At 37.2% G+C, this 15,891-nt stretch carries 15 protein-coding genes; 9 read left to right on the top strand and 6 right to left on the bottom strand.

The window, feature by feature from the left end; all coding sequences use genetic code 11:
* Positions 1-99 precede the first annotated feature (99 nt).
* Both gldJ and IC610_RS18535 read left to right on the top strand, forming a co-directional pair.
* Positions 100-1,701, top strand: a complete 1,602-nt coding sequence (gene gldJ / locus IC610_RS18540; protein WP_056083845.1) for a gliding motility lipoprotein GldJ — start codon at positions 100-102, stop codon at positions 1,699-1,701.
* A 64-nt stretch (positions 1,702-1,765) separates the two neighbouring features.
* Entirely contained in the window at positions 1,766-3,037 is a 1,272-nt protein-coding gene (locus IC610_RS18535; protein ID WP_191738175.1) for a UDP-N-acetylmuramoyl-tripeptide--D-alanyl-D-alanine ligase, read from the top strand.
* Here the strand turns inward: IC610_RS18535 and IC610_RS18530 are convergent.
* Positions 3,030-3,641, bottom strand: a complete 612-nt coding sequence (locus IC610_RS18530; RefSeq protein ID WP_191738174.1) for an NUDIX hydrolase — start codon at positions 3,639-3,641, stop codon at positions 3,030-3,032. The two genes, IC610_RS18535 and IC610_RS18530, sit on opposite strands and share 8 nt — an antisense overlap.
* 29 nt (positions 3,642-3,670) lie before the next feature.
* On the opposite strand from IC610_RS18530, the gene IC610_RS18525 reads away from it, so the two are divergent.
* On the top strand, positions 3,671-4,060 hold the full coding sequence (locus IC610_RS18525; protein ID WP_056083850.1) for a hypothetical protein: 390 nt from the start codon (positions 3,671-3,673) through the stop codon (positions 4,058-4,060).
* 28 nt (positions 4,061-4,088) lie between these two features.
* Here IC610_RS18525 and IC610_RS18520 read toward each other — a convergent pair whose 3' ends face one another.
* From IC610_RS18520 to IC610_RS18510, 3 genes are read right to left on the bottom strand one after another with little or no spacing between them, the layout of a single operon-like run.
* Positions 4,089-5,135 (bottom strand): anhydro-N-acetylmuramic acid kinase, encoded by a 1,047-nt coding sequence (locus tag IC610_RS18520; protein WP_191738173.1) that lies wholly within the window; start codon positions 5,133-5,135, stop codon positions 4,089-4,091.
* An 8-nt stretch (positions 5,136-5,143) separates the two neighbouring features.
* Positions 5,144-5,725 carry an LPS export ABC transporter periplasmic protein LptC gene (lptC, locus tag IC610_RS18515; protein WP_394368302.1) on the bottom strand — a complete coding sequence of 194 codons (582 nt, stop codon included), beginning with the start codon at positions 5,723-5,725 and terminating at the stop codon, positions 5,144-5,146.
* 7 nt (positions 5,726-5,732) lie between these two features.
* Positions 5,733-7,025: a hypothetical protein gene (locus IC610_RS18510; protein WP_191738171.1), complete on the bottom strand. Its 1,293-nt coding sequence runs from the start codon at positions 7,023-7,025 to the stop codon at positions 5,733-5,735.
* A gap of 226 nt (positions 7,026-7,251) precedes the next feature.
* On the opposite strand from IC610_RS18510, the gene IC610_RS18505 reads away from it, so the two are divergent.
* Complete coding sequence (locus IC610_RS18505) at positions 7,252-8,367, top strand: DNA polymerase III subunit (protein WP_191738170.1); 1,116 nt, start codon at positions 7,252-7,254, stop codon at positions 8,365-8,367.
* 101 nt (positions 8,368-8,468) lie between these two features.
* Positions 8,469-9,059 carry a hypothetical protein gene (locus IC610_RS18500; protein WP_191738169.1) on the top strand — a complete coding sequence of 197 codons (591 nt, stop codon included), beginning with the start codon at positions 8,469-8,471 and terminating at the stop codon, positions 9,057-9,059.
* Positions 9,060-9,100: 41 nt separating this feature from the next.
* Here the strand turns inward: IC610_RS18500 and IC610_RS18495 are convergent, their stop codons facing one another.
* The gene (locus IC610_RS18495) at positions 9,101-10,084 is read right to left on the bottom strand and encodes a hypothetical protein (RefSeq protein ID WP_191738168.1); all 984 of its coding nucleotides are present in this window, start codon (positions 10,082-10,084) and stop codon (positions 9,101-9,103) included.
* A gap of 129 nt (positions 10,085-10,213) precedes the next feature.
* On the opposite strand from IC610_RS18495, the gene IC610_RS18490 reads away from it, so the two are divergent.
* The 4 genes from IC610_RS18490 (at position 10,214) to IC610_RS18475 (ending at position 15,221) form a co-directional block, all read left to right on the top strand.
* Complete coding sequence (locus IC610_RS18490) at positions 10,214-10,840, top strand: TetR/AcrR family transcriptional regulator (RefSeq protein WP_191738167.1); 627 nt, start codon at positions 10,214-10,216, stop codon at positions 10,838-10,840.
* Positions 10,824-12,137 (top strand): TolC family protein, encoded by a 1,314-nt coding sequence (locus IC610_RS18485; protein WP_191738166.1) that lies wholly within the window; start codon positions 10,824-10,826, stop codon positions 12,135-12,137. Before IC610_RS18490 ends, IC610_RS18485 begins: the two co-directional genes overlap by 17 nt.
* 22 nt (positions 12,138-12,159) lie before the next feature.
* Positions 12,160-13,263 carry an HlyD family secretion protein gene (locus tag IC610_RS18480; protein WP_191738165.1) on the top strand — a complete coding sequence of 368 codons (1,104 nt, stop codon included), beginning with the start codon at positions 12,160-12,162 and terminating at the stop codon, positions 13,261-13,263.
* A 380-nt stretch (positions 13,264-13,643) separates the two neighbouring features.
* Positions 13,644-15,221, top strand: coding sequence for a DHA2 family efflux MFS transporter permease subunit (locus tag IC610_RS18475; protein WP_191738164.1), 1,578 nt, complete (start codon positions 13,644-13,646; stop codon positions 15,219-15,221).
* Between the two features lie 242 nt (positions 15,222-15,463).
* Here IC610_RS18475 and IC610_RS18470 read toward each other — a convergent pair whose 3' ends face one another.
* A complete protein-coding gene (locus IC610_RS18470; RefSeq protein WP_191738163.1) occupies positions 15,464-15,826 on the bottom strand; it encodes a winged helix-turn-helix transcriptional regulator in 363 nt (120 codons plus the stop codon).
* Positions 15,827-15,891 lie beyond the last annotated feature (65 nt).

The following is a 15,891-nucleotide window of genomic DNA, read 5'->3' as shown; positions in this document are numbered from 1 at the left end:
AAAATTAATTTCATGTGATTTATCAAAAAAAACAAATCTTTATTTGATTTATTGAATAATTTACTTTTCTTTGTACTTTGAATAATATTTATATCGACTATGAAAAAACTAAAGTTGTTTTCATTAATAGCATTGAGTTCTACACTTGCATTAACCAGTTGTGGTGGTTCCGGGACCGGCAAAGGAGGCGGTACGAAAAGTTTTGTCTCTAAGACAGGCTGGAAACCAAACGAAAAACAGGGTTGGTTTTTTGCTGGAAAGCAGCAAGAGCAGAAGGGATGGCCAGGAATGGTTTATGTAGAAGGTGGAACTTTCACAATGGGATTAGTGAAAGATGATGTAATGCACGATTGGAATAACTCACCTCGCAGAATGCAGGTAAGCTCTTTCTATATCGGTGAAACAGAAATTACTAACTACGAATACCGTGAATACCTTACATGGTTGAAGTATGTTTTCCCACCAAGTGATCCTAGCTTTAAAGAAATCTACAACGGTGCTTTGCCGGATACTTTATTGTGGGATAATAAGCTTTCTAGAAATGATTTCAACGAAACTTATTTCAGAGATGCTAACTACGACTACTATCCTGTAGTAGGTGTGGCTTGGGCTCAGGCAAACAGATATTGTGAATGGTTGACAGACAGAGCAAACGAGAAAGCATTAATGAATGCCGGTATCATTGCTAAAGATTTATATATTAATGAATCTAACAACCAGGGTGGTACTGCTTTCAATATGGATAAATTCAAATCGAATGATCCTGAAATGCAAGGCTATATCAACGAACAGAGAAGACAACAGAAAACTGGTATAAAAACTACTAACCAAAGACTTATCGCTGCAAACAGAGCTCCTGGTGCTGATATGGTTACGAAATTCAGACTTCCAAGTGAAGTAGAATGGGAGTACGCTGCTTTGGGAATGGAGAAAAACAGAGAGTACAATATGTACTTAGGTAAAGCCCCTGAAATCCAGTCTCTAAGAGGTACTAAAGGTAAAGACAGAGGTATGCTTCTTGAAAACTTCAAGCAAGGTCAAGGGGATTATTCAGGTCTTCCAGGTTGGAAAAACGACGGTTCAGCTAAAACTTCAGACGTAAGACAATATCCTTCAAATGCTATCGGTATTTACGGAATGTACGGAAACGTTGCTGAATGGACTGCTGATGTTTACAGACCAATTGTAGATGACGAATACAGTGATTTCAACTACTACAGAGGTAATGCTCCTCAGGCTATCGTAAGAAACGGAGACGGAACTTACCAGATGGTAGATGAAACAAACATGAAATATGATACTTTAAGAGACGGAAGATTGGTTGCAAGAAATTTACCTGGTCAATATTCCAGAGAAACGATTGCAAACTACGCAAACTTCAGAGACGGAGATCAACAGTCTTCTCTAAGTTACAGAAATGCTTCTGATTCTGTTTCATCTTACAATATGTATAATGGAGCAAAACAAAACTTCTTCGTTGATGCAAACGGTAAAGTAAAATTACAGAAAGATACCGGGAAGAGAACTTCTCAGATTTCTAACGATATCAGAGTTGTGAAAGGTGGTTCTTGGCAGGATTCAGCGTACTGGTTAGATCCGGGACAAAGAAGATATAAAGCTGAAAACGCAGGTTACGGATGGATCGGATTCCGTGTAGCGCAGGATGCGAGTTCAAAAAACAAAGGTAGAACGAGAAGATAATTTATTATCAAAATATTATACAAAAAACCTTCTGAATATTCAGAAGGTTTTTTATTTTTGGGCTATGAATGTACAGGATTTTTATCAGATCTATTTAAAAGCAAATAACGTAACAATTGACAGCAGAAAAGTTGGAGTGAACGACATTTTCTTTGCTTTTTCAGGCGATAACTTCAACGCTGCAACACTGGCTGAAGATGCCGCTGCGAAAGGCGCCCTGGCAGTAATCGTTGAGCAGAAAAATTTTGAAAATACAGAAAAAAATATTTTTTATGTTGAATCTACATTAAACTTCCTTCAGGAACTGGCAATTCACCATAGAGATCAGCTGAAAATCCCTGTAATAGGCCTTACTGGAAGCAACGGAAAAACTACGACCAAAGAGATCATTCACGCTGTATTATCTGAAAAATTCAATGTACAGTACACTTTTGGGAATCTGAACAATCATATCGGAGTTCCGTTAACCATTCTTTCCATTAAACCTGAACATGAAATGGCGGTTGTTGAAATGGGAGCCAACCATCAGAAAGAAATTGAATTACTCTGCTCCATTGCAAAGCCAACTATCGGTTACATCACCAATTTCGGGAAAGCGCATCTGGAAGGTTTTGGAGGTTTTGAAGGTGTAATTAAAGGCAAATCTGAACTGTACGATTATTTAGTAAATCATCAACAAACAATTTTGGTTAATGATAATGATACCATTCAGTTTGAAAAAACGCTTAATTATTCTCCAAAAATAAGTTTCGGGAAAGAAAATTCTGATTATCAGTTTGAATTAATTTCTTCTGAACATTTTGTTGGTCTAAGTTTTAACAATACAACAGCTGTTTCAAAACTTACAGGCGAATATAATTTTACCAATCTCTGTGCAGCAGCAAGTCTGGGACTTCATTTTAGAATTGATTCTGAAAAGATAAAACATGCTGTAGAAAACTATACTCCAACAAATATGCGTTCGCAGATTGTAAAAAAGGGTGGGAAAACGCTTGTTTTAGATACCTACAACGCCAATCCAAGTTCTATGACAGCATCATTGAATAATTTCGTCACATTTGAGGGAACGAAAACAATAATCATTGGTGATATGCTTGAATTGGGAGATGAGAGCAAAACCGAACATCAGAATATTTTAAATCTGGCTAAAAGTTTAAATTTTAACCAAATTATTACTGTCGGAAGTCAGTTCAAAAATGTAAATGATTCTGCCGAAGCATTCGCAAACACAGCAGAACTGACTGATTATTTAGAGAAAAACAAAATCAATTCAGAAAATATTCTTTTAAAAGCTTCAAGAGGAATCGCTTTAGAAAAAGCTCTGGATTTTATTTAATTTTAGATTCTTTAAAATCAGACAGAATCAGTTTAATATTCTTAAAAGTATTCGGGAAAACTTCTTCGGTGATCATCACGTCGTTTTTCCATGCAACTTCGGTGATCCCTTCTTCAATCTGCGGTTTTGAGGTGTCTTCACCATCAAAAAACATTTCAAACCAATGCGTATATTTTAATACTTTGTCACCATTTCTCTCAACATAAATATGGTATGTTGTGTTGATGAAATCTTTTAACACAACATTTCTTAGTCCGGTTTCTTCTTCAATTTCACGGATGGCAGATTCTTCACGCGATTCACCTTTTTCCATTTTACCTTTTGGGAGATCCCATTTTCCGAGTCTTTTGATGAAGAGAATTTCGCCCGAAGGATTATTTACAATTCCGCCGGCCGCTTCTATTTTTCTGAAAAGTAAATTAAATTCATTCCAGATGGTGTCCAGATTTTCGCCATAAACATTCATCTCTGATGTTGATGTATTCTGAAGAAGATCCAAAGCGATTTCCAGCGTTGTAGAGTTTTCGTAACCGACTGTTTTTTCTAAGTTTTCGGGATTCTTAGAGAGCAATAATTTTTTTTCGTTGACAAAAACTTTATACATTTGTAATAATTTAAATACAAAAATAAAAAATGAATTTAGAAGGACGAAAAATAATCGTTAATAAATCTGCGAAAGAGCTTTCAGAAGTATTAAAAACACCGGAAAATTACAAACAGTTTATGCCGGATGGTCTGCAGAAGTTTGAAACGCGTGAAGACGGCTTCAAATTCGGACTTCAGGGCATGCCCGAAATCGCTTTGAAAATTGATGAAGTAACTGAAGAGAAAGCTGTTTTAAAATCAGCAAGTTCAAGCCTAGATTTTGCTCTGACAGCTGCTTTGAAACCTTTAAATGAAAATCAGACAGAAGTGCAGATGCTGTTTGAAGGAAAGTTTAATCCTTTTATTAAAATGATGGTTGAGAAACCGCTTCAGAATTTTATCAATACGCTTACAGATAAGATCGAAACTTATAAATAATATTTAGCCTTCAGAAATGAAGGCTTTTTTATGCGATAATCCCTGAGCTGTGATCGTTGGAACTTCCAGTTGCAGAAGAAAGAACATTAATTTCGTTATTCATTCTTAAAACGCCCATAAAGGCGAAAATCAAAGCTTCCTTAAAATCGATGATGGTTTTTTCGGGAATTATGATTTCTGAATAAGTTTTCGATCTGATTTTTTCGATTAAAAAAGAATTGTAAGTTCCGCCACCGGTAAACAGAACTTTTTTCAAGTGATTTTCACTGAATATTTTTGAAATCTGAACAGCCGCATGCTCTGTAAATGTTGCCAAAGCTGTAAGAGAATCTACATTTTCCAAAAGCGGAAAAATATTTTGGTTACAAAATTCTATTCCTAAAGATTTCGGATGTTGTTGATTGTAAAATTCTAAATTGTTCAGCTTTTCAAGCAGATCTAAATCAATATTCCCTTTTCTTGCCAAATCTCCGTTCTCATCAAATTTTTTTCCGAGATCCTTTGAGATTTTATTTAAAACAATATTCACCGGGCAGATATCAAAAGCAATTCTTTTCCCTGATTTTTTAAATGAAATATTTGAAAATCCACCCAAATTCAGACAGGCATCATATTCTGAAAACAAGAGTTCATCACCAATTGGAACGAGTGGAGCACCATTTCCACCCATCAAAACGTCCTGACTTCTGAAATCATAGATCACAGGAATTCCGGTCTCAAGTTTTATTGCACGTCCGTCTCCAATCTGCTGAGTAAATTTTCTCTGAGGCTGATGAAAAACGGTATGACCATGAGAAGCAACCAGATCTATACCTGAAATTTTTTTAGTTCGGATAAAATCATTCACTCTTTCACCCAGATAAAATCCATAATCTGAATTTAATGCCAAAAGATCTTGAGCGGATAAATGAATAGAATTTTTAAGATCGTTTTCCCATTTTTCAGGGTAGGGAATGGTTTCAGCTTCAATAATTTTAAACTGCCAGCTGTTTTCAGTTTTTTCAAACTCAGCAAGACAGAGATCAAGCCCATCCAGGCTCGTTCCCGACATTAATCCAATGACTCTGGTTATCATGCTGAAAATTATTGAGCAAGTTTATTTTGACCCATATCAATTTCTCCTGAGTTTTTGAAAAACCGGTATTCAGAAAAATCATCTTTCGCCCACATACCATGAGCATTAATCAAAACTGATCCATCTGGCATGGTCTGGTAAACGGTGTCGCGCGTATAAATTCGTTGCTTGCGCTGATCCCAGTAGACGCTTTGCGTGACAAACCTACGTCCTTCATTGGTCGTAATTCTCACGTCACCCTTTGCTTCATAAAATTTTTTGTACTCAAAAATTCTGGCATATTTGGCAGTGATCGTTCCCGGTTTTGGATTTTTTTTATCGAAGAAATCGATTTTAATTCCTTTTTTTGCCACGACATAAGGACTGTCAATCAACTCATATTTTTCAATAACAGGAGCATAAGCCTTCAGTGTAATCATTCCGGAATCGCGCTGAATAATGTTCGCATTGTTGATTACCTGAGACGGGAAATTTTTACTGTCAGTCCCTTTCTGTTTTGTGAGGTCGTCTTCGCAGGATGTGAATATAAAAAATATAGCACAACTGAAAAGGTATGCTATATTTTTAAATTTGATATTTTTTGAAGTCAAAAACATTTTAGTTGTAAAGATTCTTTCTGAACCATTTGTCAGCAAAGTTGAAACCGACTTTAAGGTTAACGTAGTTCTGATTGATCAGATTATCATTAAGCGTTCCTCTTTTTCCTGCTTCTACACCAATCTCAAGACCGCTCATTCTTTGGATTCCGCTGGATTTAAACGGAAGAAGTACGCCCGCAGAAATACCGTATCTGTTGATGCTGTTGTTGGCAATTTTCAGACCGCCTCTTTCATAGAAAGCACCGTATCTGTAAACTACTCTTGAAAAATAGTTTCTGAAGTTGTTGTAGTTTGGCAAATACCAACCTCCGGCAGAGATTCTGTATGTGTCTTGAAAATCAAATGATTTTCCGAAATAAGAAATAGTCTCTCCTTTTTTGTAGTCAACCTGTAAAGATGCAAACCATTCATTATTACTTCCATATCCTGCTCCTAATGAAGCCTGTAACGGGATTAGATTTTTAGAGCTCGTGCTTTTCTGCTCAATGATGGTTTCATTCAGCTTCGTTTCAGCGGTTCCATAATAATATGTACTGTTTTTATAGTCAGTAGTCATATTGCTTGTATTACCAAACGTAGCGGTTGCACCAAGAGTAAGCTTATTATCAGTTGAAGTATTGATTTTCTGATAACTTGTACCTAAAGTCAAATTAAAGTTCTTGATGCTGTTTTTGGTCTCGTAACCATTAATAAACTCAGCTCCTGAAACTGTAAATTCATTAATGTCATAAAGATTTCCAAAGTAGAAATTAGCTTTAGCACCTACCGAAAGTCCTTTCCCAACGTTATATGAAATCGCAGCCTGTGCTGTATTTAATGTACCTTTTCCAGTAAATCTATTCGCATGAATTGATTCCTCCTTAGTTTCAGGATTCGTAACCGTTTCAGAAGTCAATACGTCGTAGCTTTTTGAGCTGTAAGGTTGATAAAGCAATCCCATTTTCACTTTAGATGAAAGCGGAAACGCAAGTGAAATATTGGATAAATACGTAGAATGCTTGGTAGACTTAGTATTGTTGTAATTTGTTTTGAAGTAATTGTTTTCGTTGGTTGCCTCCAATTTTATGCTCGTAAGCTCAAAATTGGTATTATTGGCAGGGTTCCCGAAGTTGAAGTTACTCGTGAAATCACTGATGTATGCTGTTGAAATGCCTCCCATAGAGGATGTCTCAATCGTATTATCAAACTTTACATCTCCAATTCCGTAAGTTGCGTATGGCGAATTGCTTATACTTTGCGCGTTAAGGAAATATCCCACCGAAATGAATGATAGTACAAAGATTTTTTTCATTCTAGATTTTTAAAATAATGCGCAAATATCTTAAATATTAATGAATTGTAAAAATTTACCGAGGTTAAAGTTTGTTAAGGGGAATTTACAGTGAATTGTCAAGTGTGAATTAGCTTCGCTGTCAATTTTTATTCGCTCAATTTTTATGAAATTCACAACTCACCTGCGAAACAAAATTGACAATTGACCAATCGCCTTTTCACAAAAATTCTTTTATCTTTGAACCATGAATTGGGAGAACATCGCAGGGCAGAAAAATCTTAAAAAACTGCTTCAGGAAAGTATTTCAGATAACAGGGTGAGCCACGCTCAGCTGTTCGTAGGAAAAGAAGGATATGGCACTCTGCCGTTAGCTTTGGCGTATGCAAAACAGATTCTGAATAACGAAAATGAGCATTCTGCTTCGCGGGTTGATCATCTTAATCATTTAGATCTCCATTTCTGTTTTCCTGTGTTCAGTGAGAAAAACAATTCATTGAGCAAGAAAAATTTTGACGATTTCAGATCTATGATTTTAGATTCTCCGTATGCCAGTTTTGATGACTGGTCGGGAGTTTTGGAATCTGAAAACAAACAGCTTTTTATCTCGGCAGACGAAATGGATGATCAAAACCAAAAATTTGCCTTAAAAAGTTTCGAAGGTGGAACAAAAATTCTCATCGTGTGGAGAGCAGATAAAATGAATACTTCCGCAGCCAATAAATTTCTGAAATTTCTTGAAGAGCCACCTGCAAAAACATTAATTCTTCTGACGACAGAAACGATCGACGATATTTTACCAACCATTCTCTCCCGTACTCAGATTATAGATATTCCCCGAATTGAGGATGAGGATCTTCAGTCATATCTGAAAGAAAATGTGCAGGCGGATGAAAACAGGATTACCGAAATCGTTCATCAGGCTCAGGGAGATTTGAATGAAGCTTTCAAATTATTAAATTCCCAAAATAAAAACAGCGACTTTGAGGCGCTTTTTGTACAGTGGGTCCGCGATGCTTTTATGGTCAAGAAAAAACCCGAGTATCTGAAATCCATCATCAGCTGGGCGAGAGAAGTTGCCTCATGGAACCGTGAGAAGCAGAAGAATTTTTTGAATTACTGTGCAGAAATTTTCAGACTGGCGATGCTTCAGAACTACAGCTCGCAGGATTTGGTATACAAAAAAATTGATGCGAACGGATTCAACTGGGCCGGTTTTTCAAAATACATCAGCGGAGCCAATATCGTTTCTATACTTGAAGAAATCAACGAAGCCGATCATCATTTAACCCGGAACGGAAACCCAAAAATTGTATGGACGGATTTGGGGATAAAGCTGTCGAGGTATATTCATAAGAGTTAATGTAAAACGTTATGAAACTGAATTAATCTGGGGAATTGAAAAGCCAGTTAAAAAGGGATTTTTCTCTAAATTATTTGGACATTAAGTAATTTCTGCAAGCAATGACTGACATCCTTCATAAAGAACAAAATTATATTAAGAGGTTAAATTCAAATTTTATCGGACAGAAAATTGCTGAAATTTTTTACGAAGAAATAAATTATGAATCAGACATTGAGTACTGGAATTATTCCGACAATATACATTCTGTAGATATGAATGTCATATTTAAATTTGAAAATGGAAAACTTTTGCAAATTAAATGGGATAATGAATTTTACTGTTATGGGATAGGATTCGAAGAGATTAGGACATTGATTAAAAGAAAAGGTTTTAAAACAGTAAATGTATCCCAAAATTCAAATTGGAACTCATTAATTGGAAAAACAATTACATCAGTTGATATTTATTGGGATAAAAAAGAAAGTCAGGAATATCAGGAAATGTTGGAACTCGTGATTCCCAATGTCAAAAAAAAGCAAATTAAATTACCATTATCTTGGAAATTAAACTTTCAAAATGAATTTTTATTTATTTCCGCATTTGAGATTAAAGACAATGGAAATAACTATTATTGGGCAGACAATTTGACTATATTTTTTAAAGATGATGATTTTAAAAAATACAGATTGAATCAGAGATTTAGCAGATAAAAGGTTATTTATAAAAGAACTTTAGTCCAGCTTTGCAGAATTCACTTCTCCAAATTCTTTTTAAACTCCACATATTCCTCCTCCATAAAATCAGCTTTCCCCAGCTGAAGACGCATCGATTCTATATTTTTCACAGTAGACTGCACCGCAGTTGTAAACCACGGGAATTCCTGGCTTAGAGATGTCAGTTTTGCAAGTGCCCGCAATCCTCCGTTTTCAGATTCAGATAATTTTACAGCATGTTCGTACCTGAAGATTGGGCAGTAATAATATTCTTCTGCTACATAATCCCATGTTTCCAGACCGGCATCGGTATTAATAAGATAAGCCATTGCAAAAACCGAAGAATCGAGATAATTTTCAGAGAAGATAAAGCAGTCGAATACACTTTTCAGGCTGGTGTCCGTCATTTTTTTATCTAAAACATCACCGATGATCTGATGGCTCTTCTCTTTTTTCACGGTGTCTTTGGATAAATGAAGCACACTGGCATATTCCACTTTTACCAAATCATTGTTTGGGGATTTTTCGTATGCTTTCTGTGCGTAATTCATAGCAGCATCATTGTCTAGCAGAATTCTGTGAAGTTTCGACGCCGCCACGAGTTCTTCCACAGACATTTGGTTTTTCTCTTCAACTTTCTCCCTGAAATATTTCAGAGATTTTGTTGCGTAACGGTCTTTCGTAAACCGTTCCATGACTTTCCAGTCTTCAAGATTTTCCAGTTGAGATCTGTCCCAGAATTCATAAAGCACAGACATTCTGTCCCATTTAGACTGAATTTTTTCCCACTCAGAAAATATCTGATGATGAGCAATATGTGGAGGTACAATATTTCCTTTTTGATCTTCAATTATTAAACTGATATCAGAAACCGGATCAGAATGGTATCTTTTATAAGCTTCTACAATTTCTCTGTCAAATTTTTCTCCTGTTTCTGAAGTTGCAACTATCGGATCTTCTTTTGGAGGAATGAGTTTCTCTGCCTGTTTTTTTTTGCCGAAAAGGAAACTGAAAAAGCCCATACAATTGATTTTCAGTAAATATAAAATTAATTGGAAATATATGAAGCATTAAAATAAAATTAAAAAATCAATCAAACGTTTGATTTTATGAATTCCGTGATGTATCTTTGCACCCGTAAAATCACAACAATGGTTTCAAAAGAAGAAAATATTTTATTCGCTGCCGAACAGCTTTTCGCTGAAAAAGGTTTTTCCGGAACATCAACGAGAGAGATTTCAAAAGCAGCGAACGTGAATATTTCGATGATTTCCTATTATTTCGGTTCAAAAGAAAAATTATACGAGAAACTCGTCGAGTACAGAATGAAAGAAGGCCAGTTCTTTTCAAAAGATCTTTTGGAGCGTACAGACATCAACGAATGGGAAAAGGTTGAAAGAATTGTTGATCAGTTTGCCGGAAGGGTGCGGCATCACAAAATGTTTTTCAGAATCATGCAGAGAGAGCAGTTGTACAGCGATAATCCTCAGATTGTAGAATTTCTGAAAGAAACCAAACTGAGTTTCATTACCATGTATTCGAAAATTCTGGAAAGCGGTTTGGAAAAAGGAATTTTCACTAAAAATCCACCAATTTATTTATTACATTCTACGGTAAGCGGAACTTTATTTTATGCTTCCAATGCCAAACAGATGTATAAAGATTTTCTTAAAAATGAGGAAGATGAAATGGTTTTCGAAGAAACGTATTTCAACGAGCTTACACAACATATAAAACATATTTTAAAAGACCTTTTAGGTTATGAAGAGAATAAATAACTCAGTTCTTGTACTGTCCCTATTCGCAGGAATGATGTACACACACGCTCAGGAGAAAAAACAGCTCAGCCTTGATGAAGCCGTACAGTTGGGAATCCAGAACAGTAAAAGTTTAAAAATAGATGCCGCCAAAATAGAAGAAGCAACCGCTGATCTGTTGGCTGCAAAAAACCGACAGCTTCCGGATCTGTCTGTTTCAGCAAGCTATCTTTATCTTCCGGTAAGACCAACGATTGATTTGAAGATTCCCGGTGTTTCAACCGCGGGAAGTCCTGAAGTACATCAGGTAGCGTATGGTTCTGCCAATGTTACCGTTCCGATTTACAGTGGCGGAAGAATTAAATATGGTATTCAGTCGGCAAAATATCTGGTGGAAGCATCAAAATTAAGCACTGAAAATGATAAAGTTGCGATTGCTTACAACGTGGCTCAGGCTTATAATAATTTGTTCAAAGCCAACCAATCTATAAAAGTTTTAGAAGAAAACCTTTCAGCTTCTCAAAAGAGAGACGAAACTTTTCTTAAGCTTGAAAATAACGGAGTGATCGCAAGAAACGACCGTTTAAAAGCAAACCTTCAGACTTCAAATATTGAATTACAGCTGCTGGAAGCTAAAAACAATTACAACATCGCCAACATCAATATGGATCTTCTCCTCGGACTTCCCGAAAATACTGAGATAGAAGTAGACGAAGCGTATATCAACGAAATGCAGGAGGCCAAACCGGTTGATTTCTATCTGAACACAGCGCAGGAAAACAGAAAAGATCTTCAGGCACTTCAGCAGCAGAGAAAAGCAGCATCTGTCGGTACAAAAGCAGCCAAGGCAGAAAGTCTACCAACCATCGCGTTGACTGGAGGATACGTTGCAGCAGATGTTCCCAACTTTTTCACGATGTACAACGCTGTAAACGTAGGCTTGGGAATTCAGTATAATATTTCAAACCTGTGGAAGAAAAATTCAGCTTTAAAACAATCTCAGGCGAGAGAAAAACAACTTTCTGCCACCGATGAAATGCTGAATGACAATATTAAACTGGAAGTTAACAGAGAATATCAAAACGCAGATTATTTTAAACAGAGAATTGCTGTTTTCGAAAAATCTTCTGTTCAGGCTGATGAAAACTACAGAATTACAAAAAATAAATATGACAACGGTCTGGCAACCATGACGGAACTGCTGGATGCCGATGCTGCGAAAATTGCTGCAACAGTGGGCGTGATCAATGCCAAAGCTGACGCCGCACTTGCCTACAGAAAACTGGTGCAGACCACAGGAACTTTAACCAACAATTAATTTAAAGAACTCATTATTTAAAATGGAAAATAATACAACACAGATTACTGAACCTAAAAAGAAAAAAAGTTTGGTTTTCCCGATTATATTGGCTGTAGTGCTCATCGGTGGAGGAATTTACGGCTATAAAACGTACTCTTACGGTCAGGTGCACGAGGAGACGGATGATGCACAAATTTCTTCAAACATGGCTCCGGTTATTTCAAAAATTTCAGGTTATGTGGCGGAAGTAAAGGTGAAAGACAACCAGTTTGTGAAAAAAGGAGATACTTTGGTGGTACTCGACAACAGAGATCAGAAAATGACTCTGGCTCAGGCAGAAGCAGCATTGGCTACGGCAAAAAGTAATATTTCAAATGCTCAGGCTACTACAACAGCAACTTCCAAAAACATTGGCTCATCTGAAGCGGCGGTATCTACTGCAAATGCGCAGATTGAAGCAGCAAAAGTAAATGTCTGGAAAACGGCTCAGGATCTTAAAAGATATTCTGTTCTGGTAAAAGACCATTCGATTACAGAACAGCAGTATGAGCAGGTTTTGGCAGCAAAACAGTCTGCAGACAAGCAGCTTCAGGTTTTGGTGGAACAGAGAAATCAGATTGCACAGCAGACGGGAATTGCTTCTTCTCAAACTGAGGCAAGTTCTCAGCAGATTTCAGTGGCCGGTTCGGTAGCAAAACAGAGAGAAGTAGATGTAGAAAATGCAAGATTAAATCTTTCATATACCGTTATTACCGCTCCGGAAGATGGATATGTAGGGAAAGTTTCTACGCAGGCTGGACAGTTTCTGCAGGCCGGAACACAGCTTTTTGCTTTGATCAGAAACGATCAGAAATGGGTGGTAGCTAATTTTAAAGAAACTCAGGTGGATAAAATGGTGGAAGGCCAGAAAGTGAAAATCGAAATTGATGCTTTTCCTGACAGAGAATTTGATGGTGTTGTAAGTTCATTTTCTCCGGCAACAGGAGCTTCATTTTCAATTCTTCCTCCCGATAACGCAAGCGGAAACTTCGTAAAAGTAGTGCAGAGACTTCCTGTAAAAATAGATTTCGTCAACCTTGATAAAGAAGTTGCCAAAAGACTGAGAACAGGGATGAATGTGAAGGCAGAAGTTTCTTTGAAATAATATTGAAATAATGAAAGGTCAATAAACTTCGTTGTCAATAGTGAATTCGCTTCGCTGTCAATTTAAACTGACTGCTTTAAAACTCTCTATCGATACGAAACAAATTTACCATTCACATCTATAAAGTATATCAGTGAATTGTCAATTTTGCAGAGGCAAGTCAATTATGAATTGAAAATGCAGGAGGATTGATGCTATTTGGAAATGAAGAAGAAAAATTGACAACGGAGTTGATTGACTATTGACAATTCACTTTTAATATAAAAAAAATCTTAAAGACGGGGAAAATTGATATTGAAATAGGAAAAAGGAATTTTCTTTTAACCTTAACCTTAACCTCAGCCTCAACCTCAACCATCTTTAAACACACAAAAAAATCAATGCAGGATTCATTAGTAGAATACGGAGCCAGAAGGGTAATCATTACCATCACGGCGATCCTTTGTGCTTTGCTGGAAATTGTAGATTCTACGATTGTAAATGTTGCCCTCAACGAAATGAAGGGAAACATGGGCGCAACACTTTCTGAAGTGGGATGGGTGATTACGGCGTATGCCATTGGTAACGTAATCGTGGTACCGATGACCAGCTGGCTTTCACAGCAGTTTGGGCGTAGAAATTATTTCGCTGCTTCCATCATTATATTTACTGTTTTCTCATTTCTGTGCGGTAATGCCGACAATATCTGGGAACTCGTATTTTTCAGACTCTGTCAGGGTATTGGAGGAGGAGCACTTCTGGTAACTTCTCAAACGATTATTACAGAATCTTATCCCATCGAAAAACGGAGTATGGCTCAGGCGATCTACGGTTTGGGAGTGATTATCGGCCCGACTTTAGGTCCGCCTTTGGGAGGTTATATTGTTGATAATTACAGCTGGCCGTATATTTTTTACATTAACATTCCCATTGGGATTGCTGCGGTACTGATGACACTTCAGTTTGTGAGAAGCCCAAAATATGCAGAAAAAAGAAAAGCCTCGGATGTCGACTGGCTCGGGATTATGCTATTGGCATTAACTGTTGGCTCACTTCAGTTTATCCTGGAAAGAGGTCATGAAGAAGACTGGTTTGAAAGTGGAATGATCGTAACGTTTACTTCCACGGCAGTTTTAGGATTTATATTGTTTCTTTGGCGCGAGCTCACCTACAAGTATCCCATCGTGGAACTTCGGGTTTTGAAAAACGGTAACCTGAGGATCGGAACCATAATGTCTTTTGTTTTAGGATTTGGGTTATACGGTTCTACCTTTATTGTTCCGCTTTACACGCAGAGTATTTTGGGTTGGACGGCCTTACAGTCAGGAGCTTTGATGATTCCTGCCGCACTTACCACGGCGTTTATGATGCCGATTATCGGAAAACTTTTAACGAAAGGTGCTAAACAGCAGATTCTGGTTGCATTGGGATTATTCATCTTCTTTATCTACAGTTTCTGGGGTTATAAAATTCTGACACCGGACACCGGCGAAGATGCATTTTTCTGGATGCTGATCGTGAGAGGAGCAGGTCTTGGTTTGCTTTTTATTCCGATTACTTCTTTATCTTTAAGTACACTGAAAGGTCAGGAAATAGGTCAGGGAGCGGCATTTACAGGAATGATGAGACAGCTCGGAGGTTCATTCGGGATTGCGGGGATCACCACGTTTATTGCCAATGAAAGCCAGAAGCACAGGGTAAATCTTCTTTCTCATTTGGATGAAAACAGCTTAAATGTTCAGGAGAGAATCAACGGACTGAAAGCAAGTTTTATGGCGAAAGGAATGTCATCTGATGTCGCTGAAAAATCTGCCTACAAAATTCTGGATCTTGCCGTCACTAAACAGGCTGCAGTACTTTCTTACATGGATGTATTTCTCTATCTGGGGGTCATATTTTTAGTCTGTATACCTTTTATTTTATTTGTAAGGGAAAGAAAAAGCAAAGAAAAAATCGACCTCAGCGAGGCGATGCATTAAAATATAAACCTCTGAAATTTTTTCAGAGGTTTTTTGTTTTTTTTTATAAAAATCATTCCGTTCCACGTATGTTTTTGCTTAACCAATAGTGGTTTGAACTTTCCCAACCTGGGACTTCATCCCCCGAAACTGGTTTGCCTTCTCCCAACTTGTGACGGCATCATCCTAAACAGGTTTGCCTCGTCCCAACTTGGGAATGCTTCCCTCTAAACAGATTCTCACTGATGACCATTGTAATATAACTAATCCTCAAGACTTGCCTTATGCATCGTTCCCCATTTATCCAGTTCTACGATAACAGGTTTTAGCTGATAGCCAATTTCAGTCAGTTCATATTCAACTCTTGGAGGAACTTCGGCGAAAACGGTTCTTGTGACGATTTTATCCTCCTCCAGTTTTCTAAGTTGAAGCGTGAGCATACGTTCTGTAATATTTCCAAGGCTTTTTCTCAGTTCCCCGAATCTCAGTTTTCCATTAATTAAATAGCTGCAGATAGCCAGTGACCATTGTCCGCCAATCAGTTTCGAAGCGTAGAGCTCGGGACACTCTTCTACAAGTGCTTTTTTGTTGGCAAAATTGGTCGAGGTTTCCTTTATTTTAGTCATTACTTACATTTTTTATAGTACCGTACAATTGGTGGCTACTATCCGAATTGTAAGTTACACTTATT

The sequence above is a fragment of the Chryseobacterium caseinilyticum genome (assembly GCF_014837145.1).
GTDB classification, from domain to species: domain Bacteria; phylum Bacteroidota; class Bacteroidia; order Flavobacteriales; family Weeksellaceae; genus Chryseobacterium; species Chryseobacterium caseinilyticum.
Note: the sequence above shows the minus strand (reverse complement) of the source record. Positions and strands in the feature narration are given on the sequence as shown.

Coding starts and splice junctions, on each gene's coding strand:
- IC610_RS18520 (WP_191738173.1), bottom strand. CDS start 5,135: ATGATAACCAGAGTCATTGGATTAATGTCGGGAACGAGCCTGGATGGG.
- IC610_RS18480 (WP_191738165.1), top strand. CDS start 12,160: ATGGAAAATAATACAACACAGATTACTGAACCTAAAAAGAAAAAAAGT.
- IC610_RS18475 (WP_191738164.1), top strand. CDS start 13,644: ATGCAGGATTCATTAGTAGAATACGGAGCCAGAAGGGTAATCATTACC.
- IC610_RS18525 (WP_056083850.1), top strand. CDS start 3,671: ATGAATTTAGAAGGACGAAAAATAATCGTTAATAAATCTGCGAAAGAG.
- IC610_RS18490 (WP_191738167.1), top strand. CDS start 10,214: ATGGTTTCAAAAGAAGAAAATATTTTATTCGCTGCCGAACAGCTTTTC.
- IC610_RS18510 (WP_191738171.1), bottom strand. CDS start 7,025: ATGAAAAAAATCTTTGTACTATCATTCATTTCGGTGGGATATTTCCTT.
- IC610_RS18485 (WP_191738166.1), top strand. CDS start 10,824: ATGAAGAGAATAAATAACTCAGTTCTTGTACTGTCCCTATTCGCAGGA.
- IC610_RS18470 (WP_191738163.1), bottom strand. CDS start 15,826: ATGACTAAAATAAAGGAAACCTCGACCAATTTTGCCAACAAAAAAGCA.
- IC610_RS18495 (WP_191738168.1), bottom strand. CDS start 10,084: ATGGGCTTTTTCAGTTTCCTTTTCGGCAAAAAAAAACAGGCAGAGAAA.
- IC610_RS18500 (WP_191738169.1), top strand. CDS start 8,469: ATGACTGACATCCTTCATAAAGAACAAAATTATATTAAGAGGTTAAAT.
- IC610_RS18505 (WP_191738170.1), top strand. CDS start 7,252: ATGAATTGGGAGAACATCGCAGGGCAGAAAAATCTTAAAAAACTGCTT.
- IC610_RS18535 (WP_191738175.1), top strand. CDS start 1,766: ATGAATGTACAGGATTTTTATCAGATCTATTTAAAAGCAAATAACGTA.
- gldJ (WP_056083845.1), top strand. CDS start 100: ATGAAAAAACTAAAGTTGTTTTCATTAATAGCATTGAGTTCTACACTT.
- IC610_RS18530 (WP_191738174.1), bottom strand. CDS start 3,641: ATGTATAAAGTTTTTGTCAACGAAAAAAAATTATTGCTCTCTAAGAAT.